18 protein-coding genes and 1 pseudogene are annotated in these 21051 nt (G+C 56.1%); 12 read left to right on the forward strand and 7 right to left on the reverse strand.

The annotated features are described in order from the left end of the window. Positions 1 to 11: 11 nt before the first annotated feature. From JMJ16_RS37580 to JMJ16_RS37610, 7 genes are all read left to right on the forward strand, one after another. On the forward strand, positions 12 to 173 hold the full coding sequence (locus tag JMJ16_RS37580; protein WP_201389870.1) for a hypothetical protein: 162 nt from the start codon (positions 12 to 14) through the stop codon (positions 171 to 173). A 361-nt stretch (positions 174 to 534) separates the two neighbouring features. Next, positions 535 to 2049, forward strand: coding sequence for an MFS transporter (locus JMJ16_RS37585; RefSeq protein WP_201389872.1), 1515 nt, complete (start codon positions 535 to 537; stop codon positions 2047 to 2049). A 31-nt stretch (positions 2050 to 2080) separates the two neighbouring features. Beyond that, on the forward strand, positions 2081 to 3031 hold the full coding sequence (locus JMJ16_RS37590; RefSeq protein WP_201389873.1) for a YafY family protein: 951 nt from the start codon (positions 2081 to 2083) through the stop codon (positions 3029 to 3031). A gap of 174 nt (positions 3032 to 3205) precedes the next feature. Then, complete coding sequence (locus JMJ16_RS37595; protein ID WP_201389875.1) at positions 3206 to 4408, forward strand: tetratricopeptide repeat protein; 1203 nt, start codon at positions 3206 to 3208, stop codon at positions 4406 to 4408. Between the two features lie 141 nt (positions 4409 to 4549). Next, on the forward strand, positions 4550 to 6097 hold the full coding sequence (locus tag JMJ16_RS37600; RefSeq protein WP_201389877.1) for a tetratricopeptide repeat protein: 1548 nt from the start codon (positions 4550 to 4552) through the stop codon (positions 6095 to 6097). Positions 6098 to 6191: 94 nt separating this feature from the next. Then, positions 6192 to 7142 carry an alpha/beta fold hydrolase gene (locus JMJ16_RS37605; protein WP_201389879.1) on the forward strand — a complete coding sequence of 317 codons (951 nt, stop codon included), beginning with the start codon at positions 6192 to 6194 and terminating at the stop codon, positions 7140 to 7142. 16 nt (positions 7143 to 7158) lie between these two features. After that, positions 7159 to 7710 carry a TetR/AcrR family transcriptional regulator gene (locus tag JMJ16_RS37610; protein WP_201389881.1) on the forward strand — a complete coding sequence of 184 codons (552 nt, stop codon included), beginning with the start codon at positions 7159 to 7161 and terminating at the stop codon, positions 7708 to 7710. Positions 7711 to 7792: 82 nt separating this feature from the next. On the opposite strand, the gene JMJ16_RS37615 is transcribed toward JMJ16_RS37610, so the two are convergent. Continuing rightward, positions 7793 to 8605 (reverse strand): SDR family oxidoreductase, encoded by an 813-nt coding sequence (locus JMJ16_RS37615; protein WP_201390824.1) that lies wholly within the window; start codon positions 8603 to 8605, stop codon positions 7793 to 7795. A gap of 153 nt (positions 8606 to 8758) precedes the next feature. Here JMJ16_RS37615 and JMJ16_RS37620 point away from each other — a divergent pair, with 153 nt between their 5' ends. Beyond that, positions 8759 to 9679 (forward strand): RNA polymerase sigma-70 factor, encoded by a 921-nt coding sequence (locus tag JMJ16_RS37620; protein WP_201389882.1) that lies wholly within the window; start codon positions 8759 to 8761, stop codon positions 9677 to 9679. A gap of 127 nt (positions 9680 to 9806) precedes the next feature. Here the strand turns inward: JMJ16_RS37620 and JMJ16_RS37625 are convergent, their stop codons facing one another. Beyond that, a complete protein-coding gene (locus tag JMJ16_RS37625; protein WP_201389883.1) occupies positions 9807 to 11072 on the reverse strand; it encodes a nitrate/nitrite transporter in 1266 nt (421 codons plus the stop codon). Positions 11073 to 11510: 438 nt separating this feature from the next. Here JMJ16_RS37625 and JMJ16_RS37630 point away from each other — a divergent pair. The 4 genes and pseudogenes from JMJ16_RS37630 to JMJ16_RS37640 all read left to right on the forward strand — a co-directional run. After that, a pseudogene (locus JMJ16_RS37630) lies at positions 11511 to 12938 on the forward strand (PAS domain S-box protein); the annotation flags it as partial. Between the two features lie 47 nt (positions 12939 to 12985). After that, positions 12986 to 13099 carry a hypothetical protein gene (locus tag JMJ16_RS57520; protein WP_374229153.1) on the forward strand — a complete coding sequence of 38 codons (114 nt, stop codon included), beginning with the start codon at positions 12986 to 12988 and terminating at the stop codon, positions 13097 to 13099. Between the two features lie 20 nt (positions 13100 to 13119). Beyond that, entirely contained in the window at positions 13120 to 13947 is an 828-nt protein-coding gene (locus JMJ16_RS37635) for a protein phosphatase 2C domain-containing protein (protein ID WP_201389885.1), read from the forward strand. 139 nt (positions 13948 to 14086) lie between these two features. After that, positions 14087 to 14599 carry a PaaI family thioesterase gene (locus tag JMJ16_RS37640; RefSeq protein WP_201389886.1) on the forward strand — a complete coding sequence of 171 codons (513 nt, stop codon included), beginning with the start codon at positions 14087 to 14089 and terminating at the stop codon, positions 14597 to 14599. 4 nt (positions 14600 to 14603) lie between these two features. On the opposite strand, the gene JMJ16_RS37645 is transcribed toward JMJ16_RS37640, so the two are convergent. From JMJ16_RS37645 to ruvB, 5 genes are all read right to left on the reverse strand, one after another. Further along, positions 14604 to 15710, reverse strand: a complete 1107-nt coding sequence (locus JMJ16_RS37645) for a peptidoglycan-binding protein (protein WP_201389888.1) — start codon at positions 15708 to 15710, stop codon at positions 14604 to 14606. 140 nt (positions 15711 to 15850) lie between these two features. Continuing rightward, positions 15851 to 16402: an inosine/xanthosine triphosphatase gene (gene yjjX / locus JMJ16_RS37650; protein ID WP_201389889.1), complete on the reverse strand. Its 552-nt coding sequence runs from the start codon at positions 16400 to 16402 to the stop codon at positions 15851 to 15853. Positions 16403 to 16607: 205 nt separating this feature from the next. Next, the gene (locus JMJ16_RS37655) at positions 16608 to 18548 is read right to left on the reverse strand and encodes a S9 family peptidase (RefSeq protein ID WP_201389892.1); all 1941 of its coding nucleotides are present in this window, start codon (positions 18546 to 18548) and stop codon (positions 16608 to 16610) included. 187 nt (positions 18549 to 18735) lie between these two features. Then, a complete protein-coding gene (gene queA / locus JMJ16_RS37660; RefSeq protein ID WP_201389893.1) occupies positions 18736 to 19875 on the reverse strand; it encodes a tRNA preQ1(34) S-adenosylmethionine ribosyltransferase-isomerase QueA in 1140 nt (379 codons plus the stop codon). Then, the gene (ruvB, locus tag JMJ16_RS37665; protein ID WP_201370369.1) at positions 19857 to 20891 is read right to left on the reverse strand and encodes a Holliday junction branch migration DNA helicase RuvB; all 1035 of its coding nucleotides are present in this window, start codon (positions 20889 to 20891) and stop codon (positions 19857 to 19859) included. Before ruvB ends, queA begins: the two co-directional genes overlap by 19 nt. Positions 20892 to 21051 lie beyond the last annotated feature (160 nt).

Genomic DNA, 21051 nt, shown 5'->3' on the forward strand with positions numbered 1-21051 from the left:
TGCCAGTCCAGGTGGCTCATCTCTTCGAGGAGAGAAATGTCTACCTGATATCCTATGGACGGCGTTTCGTCACGCCAGTATTTTTCCGCCTCGTCAATCTCATCTGTGGCCTCGCCCTTGGCTTCTTTGCGCTCAAATTATTGTGGAGTATGCTCACATTACCGAATGGTTGATCCTGGCTGTTAACCAACGCTGCTAACGCACGCATCTACATATGATGCGCATATGTAGATGCGTGCGTTAGCAGCGTTGGCCCCCGTATAGCCCAATGGTGCCACACAATGCTCTAAGCGGAGGAAGCGTCATTCTTGCAACAAGCGTGGCTGTTCCATCGTGTTACGCACAGGAAAGGTCCAGTGGGATTGAGCGTGACTTTGCATTCTTACATGGCAATGTGCCATGCTATTAGTGCTGACCTTCCGTGTAGTCGCAATCACGTATTTAAAGAGAAGACCACTGGGAGAGGCCTCTCTCCTCAGATGGAGGAGTGTCTTTCACCCCTCCCTTGCATGCATGAAATGATAGATACACACTATGAAACAGCAACACTCGCTTTCACCAACCGAGCACAATGACTCTGAGTCCGTCACGGCGATCCCCTCAAGTGCCTCTAACCCGGAGGGCGCGAATAAATGGGCGGTCCTCGCAATCGTAGGGGTAGGGGTCTTTATGGCGACCCTCGACTCTTCGATTGTCAATATCAGCCTGCCTACCATCGCTCAGTACTTCCATGTTCCGCTCAATGGTGCCGTTGAATGGATTATTATCGCCTACCTGGTCGCGACTGCCGCGATTCTGCTGACTGCTGGCCGCCTGGCGGACATGATGGGACGAAAGATAGTTTGGATCATTGGGCTGATCGTCTTTACTCTTGGCTCGACGATCTGTGGCGCCGCGCCCAACCTGACTACGCTCATCATCGCACGCGCTTTTCAGGGCCTGGGCGGCGCGCTGATCATGGCCGTCAGTCCCGCCCTGCTGACGAGCGCCTTTCCCGCCAGTGAGCGCGGGCGCGCCCTGGGCTTTAACGCCGTGACGGTCTCCTTAGGGGTCAGCGTTGGTCCGACCCTGGGCGGCCTGATTACCTCAACCCTGAGCTGGCGCTGGATCTTTTACGTCAATGTGCCTATTGGCATCATCGGGATTATCGCAACCCTGCGCATTTTGAAAGAGGCAAATAAGCGCAATCCCGGGCGCTTTGATCCGCTGGGCGCGCTTCTACTCGCCATCGGTATGGCCTCGCTAACTGGAAGCCTCTCCTTTGGAGGTGAAATTGGCTGGACCTCGCCCTGGATCCTGGCACTCATAGGCATTGGTGTGCTCGCACTCGCGGTCCTCCCTTTTGTCGAGCAGCGCGTCTCAAGCCCGATTATCGATTTCTCGCTCTTCCGCAACCGCGTCTTCTTGTCGGCCAATCTTAGCCTGGTACTTAACTTCCTGGCTCTGTTCGCGGTCAGCTTTATGCTGCCCTTCTACTTTGAGGAGCTACGCAAATTTCCAACCGAGCTGGCGGGCGTACTCCTGACACCCCTCCCATTGACCATCGCGGTCATCGCGCCCATCAGCGGCTCGCTTGCCGACCGCTTTGGCTCGCGCTGGCTCGCCGCTACTGGTATGACCATTGCCTGTCTGGGATTGGTGCTCATCAGCCAGCTCAATACCCAAAGCTCAATCTTTGATATCGTCTGGCGCCTGATCGTGGTCGGTATCGGGCAGGCTATTTTCCAGTCACCCAATAATAGCGCTCTGCTGGGGGCGGCTCCCCGCCATCGCCAGGGTCTCGCGTCGGGCTTCCTGGCCACAGGACGCACGATGGGACAGAGCTTTAGTGTCGCTCTCGCCGGTGCCATCTTCGGCGCGCTGGGTGGCTCCGCAGCAGGTCAACTGCTCAGCACAAGCCATCCGCGGGACGCGCAGTTGACGATCCTGCAACAGACCTTTGTACACAGCTTCCAGTGGACCTTTATCATCTGCGCCTGTATCGCGGCGCTCGGCATCTTCGCCTCCCTGGTACGAGGCAAAGAAGACCGCTCCGCCAAACGCGCGTAGAAAGACGGATGCATATGTTATAATTCGCCTCATGAATAGAACTGACCGCCTCCTGGCCATCGTCTTAGAGTTACAGGGCAAAGGCCGTCAACGGGCCGAGGATCTCGCCAGGACCTTCGAGACAAGTAAGCGCACGATTTACCGTGATATTCAGGCACTGTGTGAATCCGGTGTGCCAGTTGTCTCGATTCCGGGCCTGGGCTACTCGTTGATGGAGGGCTATTTTCTGCCTCCACTCAGTTTCTCCACCTCGGAGGCGACGATGCTCCTGCTCGGTAGCGATCTTATGGCACAATACTTCGATGCGCAGTATCGCGAGGCCGCGAGCGCCGCCGCGCGCAAGATCAGCAGCGTCCTGCCGCAGGAGCTACGTGCGGAGGTAGGTTATCTACAAGACAATATTATTTTTGTGACACCCAATGCCCACGGCTCCCTGGAGGAGCAGGGTAAGCTGCAGTTGCTGCGCCGCGCTATCCTCGACCGCCGACGCGTCAGTTTCACCTATCACCAACGCACAAACCCTGAAAGTGGACAGAATGTCGTAACGCCGCGTCAGGCCGATCCCTATCGCCTGGTCTCGCTCTACGGTATCTGGAACCTGATCGCTTACTGCCACCTGCGCCAGGATAGACGTCACTTCCGCCTGGATCGCATGGAAGAGCTACAATTGTGTCCCAACACATTTGAACGCCCCGCCGAGCTTGCCAACCCGCCTGCACCTAGTGAGGCCCCACGCTCTATCGCCGTCCGCGTGCTCTTCCCGGCCGAGGTCGCACGCTGGCTGCGTGAGACGCCCAATTACTATATGACCTCCAGCGAGGAGACCGCTGAAGGTCTGCTCGTCACCCTCCACGTGCGCCATGAGCGCGATATCCTGCAATGGCTATTGAGCTGGGGTCGCCAGGTACGTGTTCTCGAACCGGCATCCTTGCGCCAGCGCCTCGCGGAAGAAGCACGGGCTATGCTCTGCAACGCCGAGTGATGTATGGTGGCGATATGGCTGCGCCACATCACCACCATACATCACTCACAAATGGTATCTTTTATCCTTACAAAAGATTGACAAAAAGCAATACAAAACAATATCATATATTTATACTCCCTTTCCTATTCTACATCAACACATCTCTCTCTTCATGCCAGGAAGGCCTGCGATATGAATATTTTTGTCTTAAATATAGTGTTTGTGTTGCTTTTCCTCCTGCTGGGTCTGTATTTCGTGTTCTTCCTCTTGCTTCACTACCTCGCGAAACGCCGCCATACCGCCGCGCTTATTGCTCTGACATCCTGGCTCCTGCACCTGCCTTTATTTCGCTCACAGCTCTATGGAATACGCGCCAGGGCCTATGGACAGCAGGGGGATTGCCGCCTCGCGATCCTGGACCTGGATCACGTCCTTGAAGGCCATCCCCACCTTGCCTGGGCCTACTATGAGCGGGGCACGCAGTATGCAAGTCTCAAAGATCACAGAGAGGCCATCGAGGACTTTAGCGAGGCGCTCGACCTGCATCCACGCCTGGTGCCAGCTTATTATGCACGTGGACTCGTCTATAGTGCTGTGCGCGAGGAAGAGAATGCCTTAAATGATTTCGGTGCCGCCCTCGCGCTCAATCCACGCGTGACGGCCATCTACTTTCACCGGGCGCTGCTCCACCTGCGCAGCCGCGACTATAAGCTAGCGCTCCAGGATATCGATATGCTGATTCGCCTGCAACCCGACGAGGCCTCGACGTATAAATATCAAGGGATCTTCTATTATCAGCTAAAAGATTTTGAGCAGGCCCTCTCCTGCTTTAACTACGCGCTCCAACTCAATCCAGGTGATGCCGCAACCAGCCACCAGCGCGCCCTGGTACACATGGCCCTGCACCAGTTGCCACAGGCACAGAACGATCTCAGCCAGGCGCTCGCACTCGATTCACTGAGCCTCTGCTTTCACTATTCGCTGACGGCCCTTCAGTTCTGCCTTGAGCTACCAGCACTCAATACCGAGGCCATGGCCGACCGCCTGGAGCAGATCGCCACCCTCAACTCAGCCCCGGAACTCTCGCTTCTCTGCTGCGCAATCGCCCTCTATCTGCGCCAGCAGCCAGAGGAAGCGCTCGCATCCCTCCAACAGGCGCTAGTTCTCGACCCCAATAACAGCAGTATTCATCTCTGGCTCTGCATCGTCTACGCCTCTCTCCAGCACGACCAGGAGGCGCGCTCGGCACTGGATATCGCCCTGGAAAGCTCTCTGCCTCTGATACTTTTTACCCCCCTTCAACTTGTCGCGCCCCTGAACCCTGGCTTTTACCAGCAGGATGTGCTCCCGATCCTCTCCTCTCTCCTCTCGCTACCAGCTCCCACTACCAATTAAATACAAACACACCAATATTAAAAATGCATAAAATAAATAGCAATATTTTCACAAAGTAGCGGTATAAGGCAATAGAGGTTGACATTAAGTATATAATCACCTATGATAAAACTTAAGCATTACCGCATGAGGTAGGTTCTGATGGACTCAGACAATACGCTTGAGTACCAGAAACGCGGAACAGTATACGCGCTGGCTGGCGATTATCAAAGCGCCCTAACCGAATTTACGCAGGCCATCGAGCTTCAACCCTCTGAGGCGGCGAACTATCATAGTCGCGCGCTCATCTATCGTGGTCTCAACGATCCCCAACATGCCCTGGCTGATCTTACTCAGGCTATCTCACTGCAACCCGAGTATCCCTCAGCCTACTATCAACGTGGGCTAATCTACTATGTATTAAAGGATTATCACAAGGCAATCCATGATTTTAGCATGGCCCTCTCGTTTGAGCATAACGATTTACAGGCCTTGCTCGGGCGCGCGATTAGCTACTATGCCTTAGAAGCCTTTCCCCAGGCTATTCTCAACCTGGATCGCGCCATCGCCTTTGATCCCGAGGAGGCGGGACGCCTGGGAGCCTACTCCAATCGCGCCCAGGCGCATGCAGCCCAACAACAATACGATAAGGCACTGGAAAACTTTCAACGGGCCCTGCATTTCGCCCCAGATGATGTGCTCCTGCTCAATCGTATTGGCGCGACCTGCACCGATAGTGGTCACCCTGAACAGGCCTTTCCCTATTATGATCGCGCCTTGAAGCTCTCCACGTCTACGCCCTTTACCTACAATAATCGCGGCGAAGCCTATCGCCTACAGCGACGTTACCAGGAAGCTATTGCGGACTTCAACCGCGCCCTGGCCTTAGATCCAACCCTGGCCACAGTCTACTATAATCGTGGGCTAACCCTGGCCGCGCTCAATGAACATACGCGGGCACTGCAAGACTTCCAGCACGCCTTAGAGCTTAATCCTGACCTCGATATTGTGTACGCCGACCGGGCGGCATCCTATGCCGCCCTGGGCATGTATAACGAGGCGCTACAGGACTTCCAGCGCAGCATAACGCATGATGAGGAAAATGTGCTCGCCATCTTCCAGCGCGGCACAACCTATCTACACCTCAATGAGGCTCACAAGGCCTTGCAAGACTTTAATTACGTCCTCGCCCATGAGCCAAATCTCGCCCGCGCATACGCTCAGCGGGCCGAGGCCCACCTGCGCCTGGGCAACCTGGTGCAGGCACGCGTAGACTATCGCCAGAGCTGGGAACTGGATAGCACGCACATCGAACCCGCCTGGATGGGAGCCTGGCTCGATATGTGCCTGGATGACTACCCTGGAGCGATTTCACCCGAAACGCTAGAGGAGATCGCCAGCCGCAATCCAGCCGATTATCATGCCTGCCTGTGCCGCGCCGTGGCACACCTGTTACGCGAGCAACCCGAACGCGCGCTCAGCGAACTGGCTGGAGCCTATAATCTCGATAGTCAGCACTGGGGCGCGCTCTTCTGGTTCACCATGGCCTGGGGAGCGATGCACCTGGATGAGGAGGCTTTCTCCGCGTTGGATCACGCGATCCTTGATGCCCGCCTCCCCCTGCCACTCCTCGCACCCCTGCGCTGGTTCCGCTACTCACGCCCCGAGTTCTATAACGGGCGCCTCTTACCCCTACTCAAGCAGTGGTAAATTTTGCACTTAGCAAAAATATACCCCTTGACTTATTCGCTTTCTCTGCGCTAACATGAATATGTATTCAAATTCATGGAGGAGAAAGAATATTATGGTTGCTTCACTGCATACGAATGGCGAGGTATCTCTACCGCAAGGTATTGTACGGTATCGAGATGAGGGGACAGGGCCAACGCTTGTCTTCATTCATGGCTTACTGGTCAATAGTGCTCTCTGGCGCGATGTAATTGCTGCTCTTTCGGGCCAGTTTCGCTGTATTGCCCTGGATTTGCCTTTTGGAGCGCAGACGGTTCCCCTACATGCCGATGCTGATCTTAGTCCATCAGGAATTGCTCAACTCATTGCTGATTTCTTAGTGGCATTAGATTTACACGATGTCACACTCGTCGGAAATGATACTGGTGGCGCCATGTGCCAATTGACGATTGTCAATCATCCTGAGCGTATCACGCGGCTGATTTTGACGAACTGCGATGCCTTTGAGGATTTTTTTCCGCCACTTCTTAAGCCTTTTGCTTCTGGAGCGCAGCTCTTCGGAACCCGTTTCGCGGACTTTCTCACGTGGGCTTTGCAGACGAAACGCGCACAGCGGGTTCTTATGGCGACTGTTTCTCTTCGGCACGCAGATGATGAGACGCTTGACGCCTATTTTTCGGCTCTCCGGAGTGGAAATAGAGAGATCAGGCGCGACCTTATCCAGTTCCTAAAGCAGGTCTCGAACCGTTATACAATAGAAGCCGCGAAATCTTTTCAGCATTTCCAGCATCCTGTGTTGATTCTATGGGGCAAGAACGATCTTTTTTTCTCGGCACACAACGCCAGGCGGCTTCAACAGGCATTTCCTCATGCCAGGCTGGAATTTGTCTCGCGATCACGTGCGTTTGTACCAGAAGATCAACCTGTTCTCCTTGCTCAAAAAATTGTTGAATTTGTAGGTGAGTCAAGTGCATTCGGATCCAACAGAGAAGAGCGAGGCGAATCTGCGTCCGAATTTGTTGACGGGTCAGCAGTTTCCACCACTCCCACAACAAAAGAGGAGTAAGCAAAAACGAGATGCGTTGTTGCAGGCAGCTCTGAGTCTCTTCGCGGAACGAGGATATGAAGCCACAACTATTGAAGAGATTGCCCATCAAGCACGAGTAGCTGTAGGAGGCTTCTATCAACATTTTGCCTCCAAGCAGCAACTCCTCCTTGTGCTTATGGACAGCTTTCTCAATGGGGTAGAAGATCTTTCTCAGCAGTGTACAGCAGACAATACCCTTGAGGCCCGTAGCGCTATCGAACAGGCTGTTCGTCAAAGACTGCTCATTGACTGGGCCTATGTTGGAGCATATCGAGCATGGCGAGAGGCGACAGCACTCAATGGAGAATTGCGGGCACTGCATGCACAGCTTGAACAGTGGACAGCGCAACAAATCGAGCACATGCTACATACGTTGCTTCAAACTCCAGGAGCGAGAAAGGACGTAGATGTCACGGCACTTGCCTGGGTAGTAAGTTTGTTGTTCTGGCGACTGGCAGAAGTTTCACTCCAAGAGCCCGATACCGTCGTCTCCACAATTACATATATGCTCTATCATGCTTTGTTTATTGATGGGATAGCGTATTGATATGCTCTCTCATTGGGAGAGATTGTCCCAATGAGAGAGCATATGTGAGTATATAGCAAGGAGATTAACTCCTCTCCGGCCGCTAAGGCAGGCTAGGACTGGTCTCACTTGGCGAACTCACCCGGTCGGCCAGGAACTCCTCCCAGGTCCGGGTACCATCGGCGTGGTCGAGAGTCAGGTTAGCGCCAGCCCGGTGTGCGCGGGCAGCCTGACCCGGCAGCCAGATCGGTATGATCAGCCGACGTTGGTGATTGGCGTGCAGGTAAGAGCGCAGCAGATCGGCGAAGGTATACACCCGCGGCCCACCAAGATCAGGCACCAGACCAGCAGGCTCGCTCAGGGTAAGCTGTACAAGCCGGGCTGCTACGTCGTCGGCATCGACGGGCTGGTACCGGAAGCCCGCAAAAGCCGGCACGACGGGCAGCTTCGCCAGAGCCTGCGCGAATGTGAGGAGCAAGTCATGGAACTGGGTGGCCCGTAGGATTGTCCAGGGTATGCCGGAGTCGATCACGAGGTGCTCGGCGGCCCGCTTGGACGCGAAATAGCCGAACATGGCGCGGTCAATGCCACTTTTGACTGGGACCAGGTCGGCGCCAACGACTGAAATGTACACCAGGTGGCGCACTCTGGCTTTCGTCGCTGCCCGGACCAGGTTCAGGGCCTTCTCCTCGTCTCCCTTGCTGCTGCCCGCGCAATGCACGATGGTCTCGGTCCCCTCCACGGCGGCTTCGACCCCCTCGCCCGTGGCAAGGTCACCGGTCACGAATTCGATGCCCTCCCTGTTCTCGTGGCTGCTGCGGCTTAACACTCGTACCTTGCAGCCGGCGTCCTGTAGTCGGGGGATGAGGTGGCGACCGAGCGTACCGGTGCCGCCTGTGACCAGAATATGTTGCATATCTTTATTTCCTCTTTTGGTTTCTCTGTACTTTGAATATCTCTCAGAGACTCGTACAGGAGACGAGAGAGCACGGGCAGATGTGACACCCCTCGTTTGTTCTCTGTCCTGATATGGGCTTATAATACGAGGGGAGAAGGAGAAATATGAGCGATGGACGAATCCATGAACCAGGGAGAAGAGTTCGAGCACTACCGCGTGCTGCTCTTTTCCATTGCCTACCGGATGACTGGTAGCGCGAGTGACGCGGAGGATCTTGTGCAGGAGACCTATCTGCGCTATCAGGCGAGTGAAAGCTCGGAGATAGTTTCCTTGAAGGCGTATTTGACCACCATTATTACCCGTCTAGCGCTGGATTATCTGAAATCGGCTCGGGTCGCCCGCGAACAGTATATTGGAGACTGGCTGCCCGAACCGATCCTTACATTGGAGGACGAAGGGTTCCCACTAGCAGGCCTTGAGCAACAAGAAGCACTTTCGCTGGCCTTTTTACGCCTGCTAGAAGCTCTCAGCCCGCCAGAACGCGCCGTTTTTCTCTTGCATGAAGTCTTTGACTACCCCTTTAGCGAAATCGGCAGCATGCTGGAGAAAAGTCCGGCCAATTGCCGCCAGATCTTTCATCGGGCCAGGCAAGCTTTGCAGGACAAGCGCGCGCGTTTCGAGCCGGAGCGCCAGCGGCAGCGCCAGCTTCTGCATAGTTTTCTTTCCGCCAGTCAGGCCGGGGACATGGCGGCTCTGACCAGCCTTCTGGCTCAGGATGCCGTCTCCTGGGCGGATGGTGGCGGCAAAGTACAGTCAATTCTCAAGCCTATCCAAGGCCAGCAAGCCGTGGCGCGTTTCTGGTGTTTCTGGCTAAGTCGAGAGCGCAAAAATCAGCGGTCTCTGACCGTGACGCTGGCCGAGATCAATGGCAGCCCGGCCATCGTGTTCTGGGAAGAGGGCAGCCTGGCTGTAGTCATCAGCCTGGCCCTGAGCGCTGTGGGTATTCAGGAGATCTATGCACTGCTGAACCCGGAAAAACTGGCCTATCTGCAAAAACAGCTCTCCAACGACAGCAAGATGAAGCTGCTTTGAGTATCGCCAGTTGCAATGATCCTCTTTCTATATATTATGAGGCATAGCACGACTACAGGAAAACAGAAGACTGTGGGGCGGACAAATCCATGCCAGCATGGGTTCTACAAGTGGTTGGGGCAACCACTTAGATTTCGCTGGCTGGCTGAAGCGACTCACGTTTGAGCGCGCGGCGCGCGAGGAAGGCCGCGCCTGTCGCGATACAGCCAAAGGCTACGATTAAACCATAGGCATAGAGAAAGCTGCCCGTGCGATCAAAGATCAAGCCGATCAAGGGCGGCCCCACGATAACTGGCGGCGTGGAAACCATGCTAACAAAGCCTTGCGCCAGGCCCTTCTTCACGCTACGCAGGTTGGCTGCGCTATTAAAAACAGAGGCATAGGGGACCGTCGAACCAATGCCAATCAAGCCCAGGCCTACAGCAGCCAGCCAGGGCCAGTGAAAAGGACAGGCCAGGAGCGCGACTCCCAGGCAACCCATGGCCGTCCCCAGGCGTAACAGCGTGATCGAGCGCAGCATATGACGCGCCAGGAGCCAGCCTCCCAGAGGGCGAAAAAGCGTCCCAATAATGGGCGTAAGCGAACCAATCACGCCCGCTTCCACCAGGGAGAGGCCATAGACGTGCGTCAGGTAGAGTGTGATCGTGGCCGCAATCGCGTTTCCCAGGCTAAATGTTCCCATGTGTGAGAGACCCAGTAGCCAGAGTGAGGGCGAGCGCAGGGCCGTTCCCACCTGGAGCGCTCCCACCTGCTGCGTCTCGCGCTTCTCCCGTACAAGAAACCATGCCAGCGTCCCAGCTATACTGAGCACACCCCAGAAAAAGAAGCAGCCACGCCAGCCCAAATAAGGCAAGAGCAATGGCGTAGCCAGCAGGCCAATACCCGCCCCAAACTGGACGGAGCCACCATACAGACCCTGCCCCAGCGTCGCGTACCTGCCCAGGCCCGCAATCACATTCGCGCCAGCCAGAAAGGCGCAACCAGCGGCAAAACCAATTACGATTTGCCAGCCCAGCATCCAGAGTAAATTCGGCACCAGGGGCTGCGCGAGACTCCCCATCGTCAAGACAGCACAGGATGCCAGCAACACGGGCTTCGCGCCAAAGCGATCTGCCAGCACACCTCCCACCATATAAGTCAAAGCCATGCCCGTAAAGAGCAGCGTTGAGAAGAGTCCTACCTCGCCACTATTGATGTGGAGATCCGTCTTCATAGAAGATGCCAGGGGACTATAGTTCGTGTAGTGGATCGAGATCAAAATACCCATGCTTACAGCGACCAGGATGCGCAACCAGACGCTACTAACGTCTGCCTGCTTCTTATTATCCAGGGCAACTGTAGCCACAGCTTGCGCACTCTGCGAGGACAACGGAGAGGTTTCAAAATGTGACACCAGGGCACTCCTTAGCGTGTTAAGAGGTACAAATAATTCCTACTTGTATATGTATCACATTTTGACATGAGTGAGTCATAAGCGCTATACAGCCCGTGTATATACCAGTATCTTCGCGCCTGCGACCCTCAGGGTAAGAGATGTCTGGGCGGGACTGGCGGAGCCAGTCCCGCCCAGACATCTCTTACTAAACAGGAGCGCCCACACCCCTTACCCCGAGCCGAGGCAAGAGCTAGAGGAGAAGTGAAAGCCCTGGGCCAGATATCCTTTTCGCTGTACATGTCGCTTATGCTATGCTACCATGTATGTAGTAGCGGCAATATGTATTCTCCTGGCGTGTATCCATGTACATCTAGTGCGTACCTAGGTGTCCCCAGGTCTATATGTTCTTTATCTAGGATGGACGCGCTTTTTTTATTGTTGCGGGGAAACCAATATATGCACACTGAAGATCGATCAGACTTAAATGCAGAAACAACTAAAGCATGCATAAGCGAGCCACACACCAGCCAGGCACGTCCCACATTAGACCTGGTGGCCTTCCAGCAGCGCCAGCAACAGACAGGGCAATATATTGCGCAGCTCCTCGATAACATGTCCGACTGCTTTTTCCATCTGGATAGTCAATGGCGCTACACCTATATCAATACCAAAACCGAAAATTTCAGTGGGCGCACCCGTGAGGAATTGCTGGGGCGCTGCGTCTGGGATGAGTATCCGCGTATGCGCGACTCAGTCTTAGAACAGCGCTACCGCGAGGCCGTCGCGACCCAGCAGCCTATGCATTTTGAGACCGATGGACTCTATAGCGGCAAATACTACGAGATCCACGTCTATCCGATGAGAGAGCATGGAATCTCCGTCTATTACCACGATATTACCGAGCAGAAACGCGCCAAGGAACTGGCAGCTCGTGAACGTAAGCACCTCGAACTCCTCCTCAACTCCAATATCATTGGCCTCTTCATCGCCGATGATACCTACATACTTCATGGCAATACTGCTTTCCTTGAATTACTCGGCTATACAGAAGCAGAGCCACCCCCACAGCCACTGGCCTGGGCCGAGATTACACCACCAGAGTATGCTGCCTTGGATCAAGCCATGCTCCACGAGATGCTTGAACATATTTCCTGCGCGCCTTACGAAAAGGAATACATTCGCAAGGATGGCTCGCGTATCCCCGTTCTGCTGGGCACGGTCCTCTACCAGCGTGAACCATATCAATGGATTGGCTTCGTGATCGATAACAGTGAGCGCAAAGAGCTGGAACGCCGCAAAGATGACTTTATCGGCATGGCAGGCCATGAGTTACGCAATCCTATCACTGCTATTTATGGAAACCTACAACTGGCCGAGCGGCGCTTTAAACGCCTGCTGGAGGAGCGCGACAATCTGCCAACAGACCTGCACAGCGTCATCGATGATGTCCATACGCATGTCGGGCGCTCGCTAGGCAAACTCAAACAACTCAACCGTCTGGTTGGCGACCTGCTGGATACGACTCGCATCCAGGCCAATAAACTGGTACTCAATCCCGATACCTGCGATCTGCTGGCAATTGTACATGATACAGTGTTAGATCAGCGGCGCTCCTTCCCAGGCCGTAAATTTTTGCTCAAGATACCCATGGATCTCGGCGATATGCGGATCCATGCCGACAAAGATCGCATCGAGCAGGTACTATGCAATTTGCTCAATAATGCCATCAAGTATGCCGACCCTGTAGAGCCTATCAGCATCGGCATTGAGCAGCAGGCAAGCCAGGCGCGCGTCTGGGTCGAGGATCATGGGCCAGGTCTGAGCCAGGAACAGAAAGCGAGTATCTGGAAGCGCTACTATCAGATTGAACACAATGATCATCACCAACCCACTACGACAGAGCAACATGTGGGAGGCGGCCTGGCCTCGGCTTGTATATCAGCCAGACCATCATTGGACTCCATAACGGCCTTATCGGTGTCGAGAGCGAGCAAGGGCAAGGCTCTACATTCTGGTTCTCCCTGCCACTGCTCACTCAACAATAGATGTGGAGGACGAAGAGACTGTGAAACGCCTTCTTGCCCAAAAACCGGTCGAGTCGCTACGCTGGCTCGGTAGCGAGGCCATGTATCTGGATACCCCTAATGTCACGACCTGCGGCCATGTCACCATTGGCCGCTATGGAGGTAGGACATCTTCTGGCGCGCACAAAAATGAGGATGGGGCCTTTCTCTGCTGCGCGGGCAATTCCTCCTGGGAGTTCGCTGCATTGATCGATGGACATACAACCGCCCAGAGCACCGAGCTGCTCGTCAATCTCTTTGCCGACATGCAAGAGACCGTCAACTCCCTTATGCGACAACCGGTCGCGACCGCCTTCCCCGCGCTACAGCAACAGATTCACCAGGCATTGAGCGCTCCTGCGTTCGTAAAGCGCTGCCGCAGCCTCCAGGGAGAGGCCTCCTGCCTGGTATGCGCACGCAAAGAGCAATTTCTCTGGTGGCTCTGCATCGGCGATTGCGTTGTCTACTTGCTGCATCCTGACCTGGCCAGGCTGGGTCAATTCGCCCTCAACCGGCGCAGTTTCTTTGAATGGGTTGGTCACGTCAACACTTTTGATCTTCCCATCCCCTGTTATGCCACAGGCACGCGCCAGCTACGCCCCGGTCGTAATCGCATCCTGATGCTCACCGATGGCCTGCTCGAATTCGGCCAGCATCCCTTCGAAAACCCCTGGTATCTCTACGACCACTTCACCCAGAAACGTCAGGTAGGCCCTCTAGACCTGCGCCCCCTGGCACGCGACTCCCTCACCCGCGTCCACGAGGAAGGCGGGCTTGACAGCGCTACCCTCCTCCTCTGGGACTGCGAAACCCCACAGGCTACCTCGTAGGGTCCATGCTGGCATGGACTCTGCTGGGCAAGCAAGTCCATGCCAGCATGGACCCTACAAATCTTCCAATGCGCGTTTACGTGCCTGGGCGTGGTAAGATGAAGCAGATAGCTGGATTTGTGTATGCGAGAGGGAATTTATGGAAGAGATAGAGACACCACCGAAACAACCCGTACGCTCACGAAATGTCTCCTGGGCCGATCCACAGGCCAGTGCAGAGCTTGGCAAGCAGTTGAGCGGGCTAGCATATTTACAGGCCCTACACAACGGAGAGATCCCGCCTCCACCCATCGCGGAATTGATGAACATGCGCCTCGCCGAGGTTGAGGAGGGGCGCGTCGTCTTTACCCTGGAGCCAGCGGAGTTCCACTATAATCCTATTGGCTCGGTACATGGTGGCGTCGCCGCGACCCTACTTGATTCCTGCATGGGCTGCGCCGTCCAATCCGTGCTTCCCCTGGGCACGGGCTACACCACCATTGAACTCAAGGTCAATTATCTGCGTGCGCTCAGTAGCCAGACTGGCCTCGTGTACGCTGAAGGCAAGATTATCCATAGAGGGGGGCGCATCGCCACCGCCGAGGGGCGCATCACGGATGCAAGCGGCAAGCTTTACGCCCACGGTACCACCACCTGCATCCTCCTGCGATAACACCCTATGGCAGGATCTGCCCATTGCGCCAGGCCAGGACATTGTCCTGGATAAACTGGATGTAGAGCCGCTCATTGTTGTGATCGGCCTGGGGTGCGTAGACTGGGATAATCTGGGCGACCGTGTAGAGGTGTCCCTGGTCCAGGTACGCCTCGCGCATCAGGCGATACCAATCCTCGATGCCCTCGGCCCAGGAGCTATACTTGCGAAAGCTGCCGTTGCCCTGCGTCTGCTCGCAGGCGTAGCCAGCCGAGCAACGGATATTACCCAGGCTATGCGTCACTGGAGCGACACCATACAGGCCATAGGTGCTTTCATGGCCGAAAAAGGCCAGGGCAAAGGCAGGATCAATTCCGTAGCGCACACCATTATCATAGATCGTCTGCCCCATTCCCCGCGCGGGCGAGTTGTAGTAGGCTAGCACGCTATCGATAAAGCCTGGATCAACGCTTGGCACCTGGTCCAGGCCAAAGATACCGTGAGCGCTACTATTGGAACTAAGATTGGTGGGACTGGTCGCGGGAGGACTGGTGTGCGCTGGCGGCGTGGTTGAACCAATGTGCAGACGCCCTGGCTCGTTCTTCTTCTCCCCGGCGGCTGTCGCGGCCAGGAGATACTGCCAGGTGCGTACCCCCGCCACGCCATCGACGCTAAGGCCCACCTGCTTTTGATAGGCACGCACCGCCTTCTCCGTGTCGCTACCAAAGACGCCATCTACGTTCAGGTGGAATCCGGCCTGATTGAGCTGGCGCTGCAAGGCCATCACCGTATAGCCCTGGGAGCCGCTACTGGTGGCCTTAATAAGCTTTGGCCAGGTCAATGCGCCCACCAGCCCATTCTCGCTCAGGCTCTCTTTATGCTGTAAGTTCTTTACCGCGTCGGCTGTCTCCTGGCTATAGTTTCCATCGACATCGACTCCATACCCCTGGTCCTTCAGCAAATACTGAATGGCTCGTACATTCTCACCGCTCCTCCCCAGGGTATAGAGAGGCCATGAGACACTTTTCGTATTGGACGCCCAGGCCACGTTACCCATGGGCGCACATACCGCGATCAAGGCAATGAGAAGCAACCATGCTCCTCCCAGCCCTGCGAGCACTCGTCTCTGCATACGAATATACATCCTTGTGTTGAAATAAATGTAGGGTCCATGCTGGCATGGACTCGCCTGGCCCGCAGGCCGATACTCTAACGCTGGAAGGTCGCTACGCTCGCAGTCCATGTCAGCATGGACCCTACAAGCACTCCAGCTTATTCAGTGAAGAGATATGGTTGCACGAAACGCGCCAGGGCCGCGACCACGCCATCAGCATAGCCACTTGTGCGTGTGAGGGCGTTGCGCGTCATCAGGCCGAAATGACCCTCAGCCTGTTTACTGTTCTGCCGCTCAAAGACGATATCAATGACCTCACCCAGTTCCAGCCCCTCATGAATCATCCTGACCATGCGCTCCGGTACGACCATCTTCACGGTAGAACCCAGGCCCATGTGCCCCTGACGATCCACGACCGCGATCCAGCCGCAGTCCAGCCACTGGTCGCCCGTGTGCTGCATTCCGCCTTCGAGGCCCACGCCATAATCCGCGTCCAGGGCAGAAATAGCCCCACTCGCACGATTACGCGCGCCCTGAATACTCTCTTCGTCACTCATAGGCTGATTGCTAACGCCAGATGGCACCTCTACTCCCTGCACCTCCCACGCCTGTTCGGGCCATACCCGTTCAAAGGCCTGGCGCACAGCCTCTACCTTCACCGGGTTGCGCGAGCCAACCGCGACGCGTATGACCGGGTGCATCTCTTGCATGGGCTTTATCTCCTCCAACTACCATAATACATTTCTGCATCTTTTTCAATATGCCAGAAAGCCATTTTCGCGCCTGCGGCGCTTTTCAGATAGGAGATATTGGTGTGGTGCTCGGGCTGGCGCCCGAGCACCACACCAATATCTCCTATCTGAAAAGCAGAATATCTCCTACTTTGAAAGAGGCTTGTATAGGCTATCTAATGGGCTATGCACGAAGCCAGCGGTCATACCAGGCGCGCACGCGGCGGAGCAGGTCAAGCTGGTGGGCGCGCTCGCGAATGCCGTGAGGCTCGCGGGGGTATACGACCATTTCTACAGGCGTTTGATAATGGCGCAGCGCGCGCTGGAAGCCAATAGCCTGGCTTAAGGGGACACGTGCATCGCGCTCACCATGCAGGATCAACACAGGCGTCTGCACCTGTTGCGCGAACGAGATAGGGCTGAGCTGTGCATGCCGGTGCGGGCCAACACCATCCCAGGGCGAGGTCTCGCCCAGCGCCTGCTCAAAGGCTGGCAGATCGCTGGTAACGACCATCATCCCCCAATCGCTGACGCCCGCGCCCATGATCGCGGCCTTGAAGCGAGAGCTCTGTGTTACGGCCCAGGCACTCATAAAACCGCCCTGGCTCCAGCCGCCAATACCCAGGCGCTCTGGATCGGCGATGCCACGCTCAATCGCGGCGTCCAGGGCCGACATGATATCCTGGAAATCGGCGCCTCCGACATCGCCTCGGGCCGCGGCGGCGAACTCCTCGCCATGACCCAGGCCGCCACGTGGATTGGGCATCAGGATGGCGTAGCCCGCCGTTGCCAGCCATTGCGCCCAGTTGCCCCAGCTCAAATGCAGCCCATGATCCCAGCGGCCATAGGGACCACCATGGACCAGCACAATCATTGGTAGAGGCTGATCCATAGAGGCCTCTGGCGGACGAATGAGGATGCCATCCATCTTCCAGCCATCGGGCGCGGTCCAGTAAAAGGCCTCCTGCTCACCTAGTGCAAAACCGGTGAAATGCTCCTGGTGATGCGTGACCTGGCGTAGCTCCTGAGCCGCTTTCCCCACTTCGGCGACGCCACTCCAGATCTCAAAGGCTTCTTGCGCGGATGAACGCGTCAGGGCCACGACGGTACGGCCATCCGCCAGTACGCACGCGTGAGCGCTGCTTATATCGCTTTCACGTACGTCCTTGCTGTCAGGAAGGAGCGAGATCAATTCGCCGCTCTGTGGTTGCAAACTACAAAGCTTCGTCTCCAGCTCCTCGGCAACTATTACCAGCACATCCTCGCGTAAATGTTGCAGTTCGAAGATGCAGTTGGTCTCTCCGCCTGCGAGGCGTTTTGGCTCGCCTCCACTGGCAGGAACGGCGTAGACCGCTGAGGAAGATTGATCTCGCTGTGCAGTAGCAGAGGTAAAGAGCAAGGTCTCGCCATCAGCAGACCACGTTAGATTCGACGCGCCATAGGCAAAATGGCAGACCACCTGCGGCTCTCCACCCGCGAGGGGAATGCGTTCAATAATGGTCTCCTGCATAGACGAGTTCAGCTCTGGCGTCTTCCAGGTCGTATAGGCCAGTTCCCTCCCCTGAGGATGCCAGGCGAAGTTCGCCACGTGCCGCTCACCCGTGACCAGTGTACTGACCTCCCTGGATGCCAGCGAGAGCAGGCGCAGGCGCGCATAGGGCCACTTTTCTCCATATACCTGGGCGTCGTCCCGCTCCTTCTCGCGGCGCTCATCCTCCTCATCTGGCTCATCAACACTGATAAAGGCGATCTGGCCGCCTCCAGGAGACCAGGTGAACCGCTCTACGCCGCGCTTGTTCTCCCTGGATGTCAAAGCCTGCGCTTCACCACCATTGGCGGAGATAAGGTAAAGTTGAGCGGTTCCACGCTCCGCGCGATCCGAGAGGAAGGCCAGCGCGTTACCATCGGGCGCCCATTGCGGGCTTTTATCCTGCACACCGCCCGCGGTAAATTGCCGGGGCGTCTCCGCGCCATCTGTTGTGGCAAGCCAGATCGCGCTCTCTGCGTGCTCATCACGTTTACATAGTGCGCCCAGGGTATACGCGATACGCTTGCCATCGGGGGAGATCTGAATATCCTGGGGAATTTGCAAGTCAACAATCAGCTCAGGGGTCAATTCACTCATGCCTGCTCCTTTACTTCTCTCGCAACAACTTTTTTTTGGCTTCTTCGCGTTTACCCACCACCCCTCTCCAAATGATATACGTCCCTTCGCCTGCTTCTCTCTCCCTAAATCTTCTACATAAGGACCGATAGGAAAGCAGGAAGAAGGGCCTCCCACGCGCGTGGGAAGCCCTTCTTCCTGCTTTTTTCTAGAGAATGAGCATAGCGTCGCCGAAGCTAAAGAAGCGGTAGCGTTCGGTGATGGCCTCCTGGTAGGCTCGCTCCATTAGCGGCTTAGTCATGAAGGCGCTGACCAGTAACAGTAGGGTCGAGCGCGGCAGGTGAAAATTGGTGATGAGCGCATCGACGGCCTGATAACGATAGCCGGGAGTAATAAAGAGGCGGGTATGACCCTTATAGGGCACGATACGCCCCTCATGCAGGCTGGCAACACTCTCCAGCACGCGTACCGAGGTTGTGCCTACGGCAACTACACGCCCTCCGCGCGCCCGCGTCTCGTTGATCAGCGCGGCCGTGGCCTCGTCGAGTTCGATCTCTTCGCTGTGCATCTTATGCTCGCGTACATCCTCGCTCTCAACGGGGCGGAAGGTGTCCAAACCCACATGCAGGGTTACAAAGCCAGTACGCACACCCCTGGCGCGCAGGCGCTCCAGCAGTTGGGGCGTAAAGTGTAGGCCCGCCGTGGGAGCCGCCGCCGAACCACGAATGCGCGCGTATACCGTCTGGTAACGCTCGGGATCGTCCAGGGTCTCATGGATGTAGGGCGGAAGCGGCATCTTCCCAATCTCGTCGATGGCCTGGCGCACATCGAGCAGGGCATAGGGATCGTTTTGTCGCACCTGGGAACGACCTGGCACATGGAAACGTACAACGCGCCCTCCGGCCTCGGTGCGCTCAAGGATCTCGCCAATCAAGCGCGCCTGTTCCTCTGTCTCAGCGCCAAAGAAGATGCATGCGCCCTCGCGCAGGCGCCTTCCGGGCCTTACCAGGGCCTCCCAGGTATCCTGTCCCAGGTCTGGGCGCTCGGCCAGGAGCAGGACCTCAACGGCCCCACCACTCTCAGCACGCTTGCCTAGTAGACGAGCCGGGATAACCCGGCTCTGGTTGGCGATCAGGAGATCCCCGGGTTGAAGATACCCCTCAATGTCGCGGAAGTGCTGGTGCGCCAGCGTCTCATCCTGGCGCTTCACGACGAGTAGCCGCGAGGAGTCTCGCGGCTCAATCGGCGTCTGTGCGATTAGTTCGTTTGGTAGATGATAATCAAAATCGCTGATCTTGAGATCAGGTAGGCTCTGTTGTGTTCTCTGTTCTACGGTGTTGCTGTCCACAAATTTGGTCCACTTTCTCCACCCGGCGGGGTCAACCCAAGATGCTCATAGGCCGCGCGCATGGCGACACGCCCTCGCGGCGTGCGCGCAATAAAGCCTAGCTGGAGCAGGTAAGGCTCATAGACATCTTCAATCGTCTCCGAATCCTCACTCGTGCTCGCCGCCAGGGTATCCAGGCCCACAGGTCCCCCATTGAACTTTTGAATGATCGTCGTGAGCATATTGCGGTCGGTCTGATCCAGGCCAATCTCGTCTACTTCGAGAGCATCAAGCGCTCTATTGGCCACCTCGCGTGTAATAAAACCATCGGCGCGTACCTGCGCATAGTCGCGTACACGCTTGAGCAGGCGGTTGACGATACGGGGAGTGCCACGTGCACGCCCGGCGATCTCCTTGATGCCTCCTTCGTCGGCAGGTACTTTTAAGATGCCCGCTGACCGGTGCACAATCATCTCTAGTGAAGTATTATCGTAATATTCCATACGATAAATAGCCCCAAAACGGTCACGCAAGGGAGCCGTCAATGATCCTACGCGCGTGGTCGCTCCCACCACTGTAAAGGGAGGCAGCGAGAGGCGTAGGGAGCGCGCGCTGGGTCCTTTGCCAATGACGACGTCCAGGGCGAAATCTTCCATGGCGGAGTAGAGCCGCTCTTCCACGGCACGCGCCAGGCGATGCACCTCATCGATAAAGAGCACCTCGCCTGGTTGCAGCGAGGTCAGAATCGAAGCCAGGTCGCCCGCGTGCTCAATCGCGGGGCCAGCGGTGGTCTTCAAATTCACGCCCATCTCGGCCGCAATGATGTTACAGAGCGTTGTCTTGCCCAATCCCGGCGGCCCATAGAGCAGGACATGGTCCACAGGCTCATTGCGCCGGCGTGCAGCCTCCAATAATATCCCCAGGTTCTCCTTGATCTTCTCCTGACCAATGTACTCAGCAAGACGGCGCGGTCGCAAGCTGCCTTCCAGTATCTGTTCCTCATCGCTGATATTTGGCGAGACGAGGCGGTCGCTCATGGCGTACTCCTGCTATGAAACTAGTGTTCTACAACGCTACCGCTTCATTATACCAAATCCCACTTCTCCCGTCGAGATTGTTGTAAGTAAGATGTGTTTGCGTGCGATCTAGGCGGATGCCCAAATCGCACGCAAACACGTCTTACTTATAAACTTATTG

This window comes from Ktedonobacter sp. SOSP1-52 (assembly GCF_016587395.1).

Bases quoted from the DNA above. Each gene is read 5' to 3' on its own strand.
- JMJ16_RS37585 (WP_201389872.1), top strand. From the start codon at position 535: ATGAAACAGCAACACTCGCTTTCACCAACCGAGCACAATGACTCTGAG.
- JMJ16_RS37590 (WP_201389873.1), top strand. From the start codon at position 2,081: ATGAATAGAACTGACCGCCTCCTGGCCATCGTCTTAGAGTTACAGGGC.
- JMJ16_RS37595 (WP_201389875.1), top strand. From the start codon at position 3,206: ATGAATATTTTTGTCTTAAATATAGTGTTTGTGTTGCTTTTCCTCCTG.
- JMJ16_RS37600 (WP_201389877.1), top strand. From the start codon at position 4,550: ATGGACTCAGACAATACGCTTGAGTACCAGAAACGCGGAACAGTATAC.
- JMJ16_RS37605 (WP_201389879.1), top strand. From the start codon at position 6,192: ATGGTTGCTTCACTGCATACGAATGGCGAGGTATCTCTACCGCAAGGT.
- JMJ16_RS37615 (WP_201390824.1), bottom strand. From the start codon at position 8,605: ATGCAACATATTCTGGTCACAGGCGGCACCGGTACGCTCGGTCGCCAC.
- JMJ16_RS37620 (WP_201389882.1), top strand. From the start codon at position 8,759: ATGGACGAATCCATGAACCAGGGAGAAGAGTTCGAGCACTACCGCGTG.
- JMJ16_RS37640 (WP_201389886.1), top strand. From the start codon at position 14,087: ATGGAAGAGATAGAGACACCACCGAAACAACCCGTACGCTCACGAAAT.
- JMJ16_RS37645 (WP_201389888.1), bottom strand. From the start codon at position 15,710: ATGCAGAGACGAGTGCTCGCAGGGCTGGGAGGAGCATGGTTGCTTCTC.
- yjjX (WP_201389889.1), bottom strand. From the start codon at position 16,402: ATGCAAGAGATGCACCCGGTCATACGCGTCGCGGTTGGCTCGCGCAAC.
- JMJ16_RS37655 (WP_201389892.1), bottom strand. From the start codon at position 18,548: ATGAGTGAATTGACCCCTGAGCTGATTGTTGACTTGCAAATTCCCCAG.
- ruvB (WP_201370369.1), bottom strand. From the start codon at position 20,891: ATGAGCGACCGCCTCGTCTCGCCAAATATCAGCGATGAGGAACAGATA.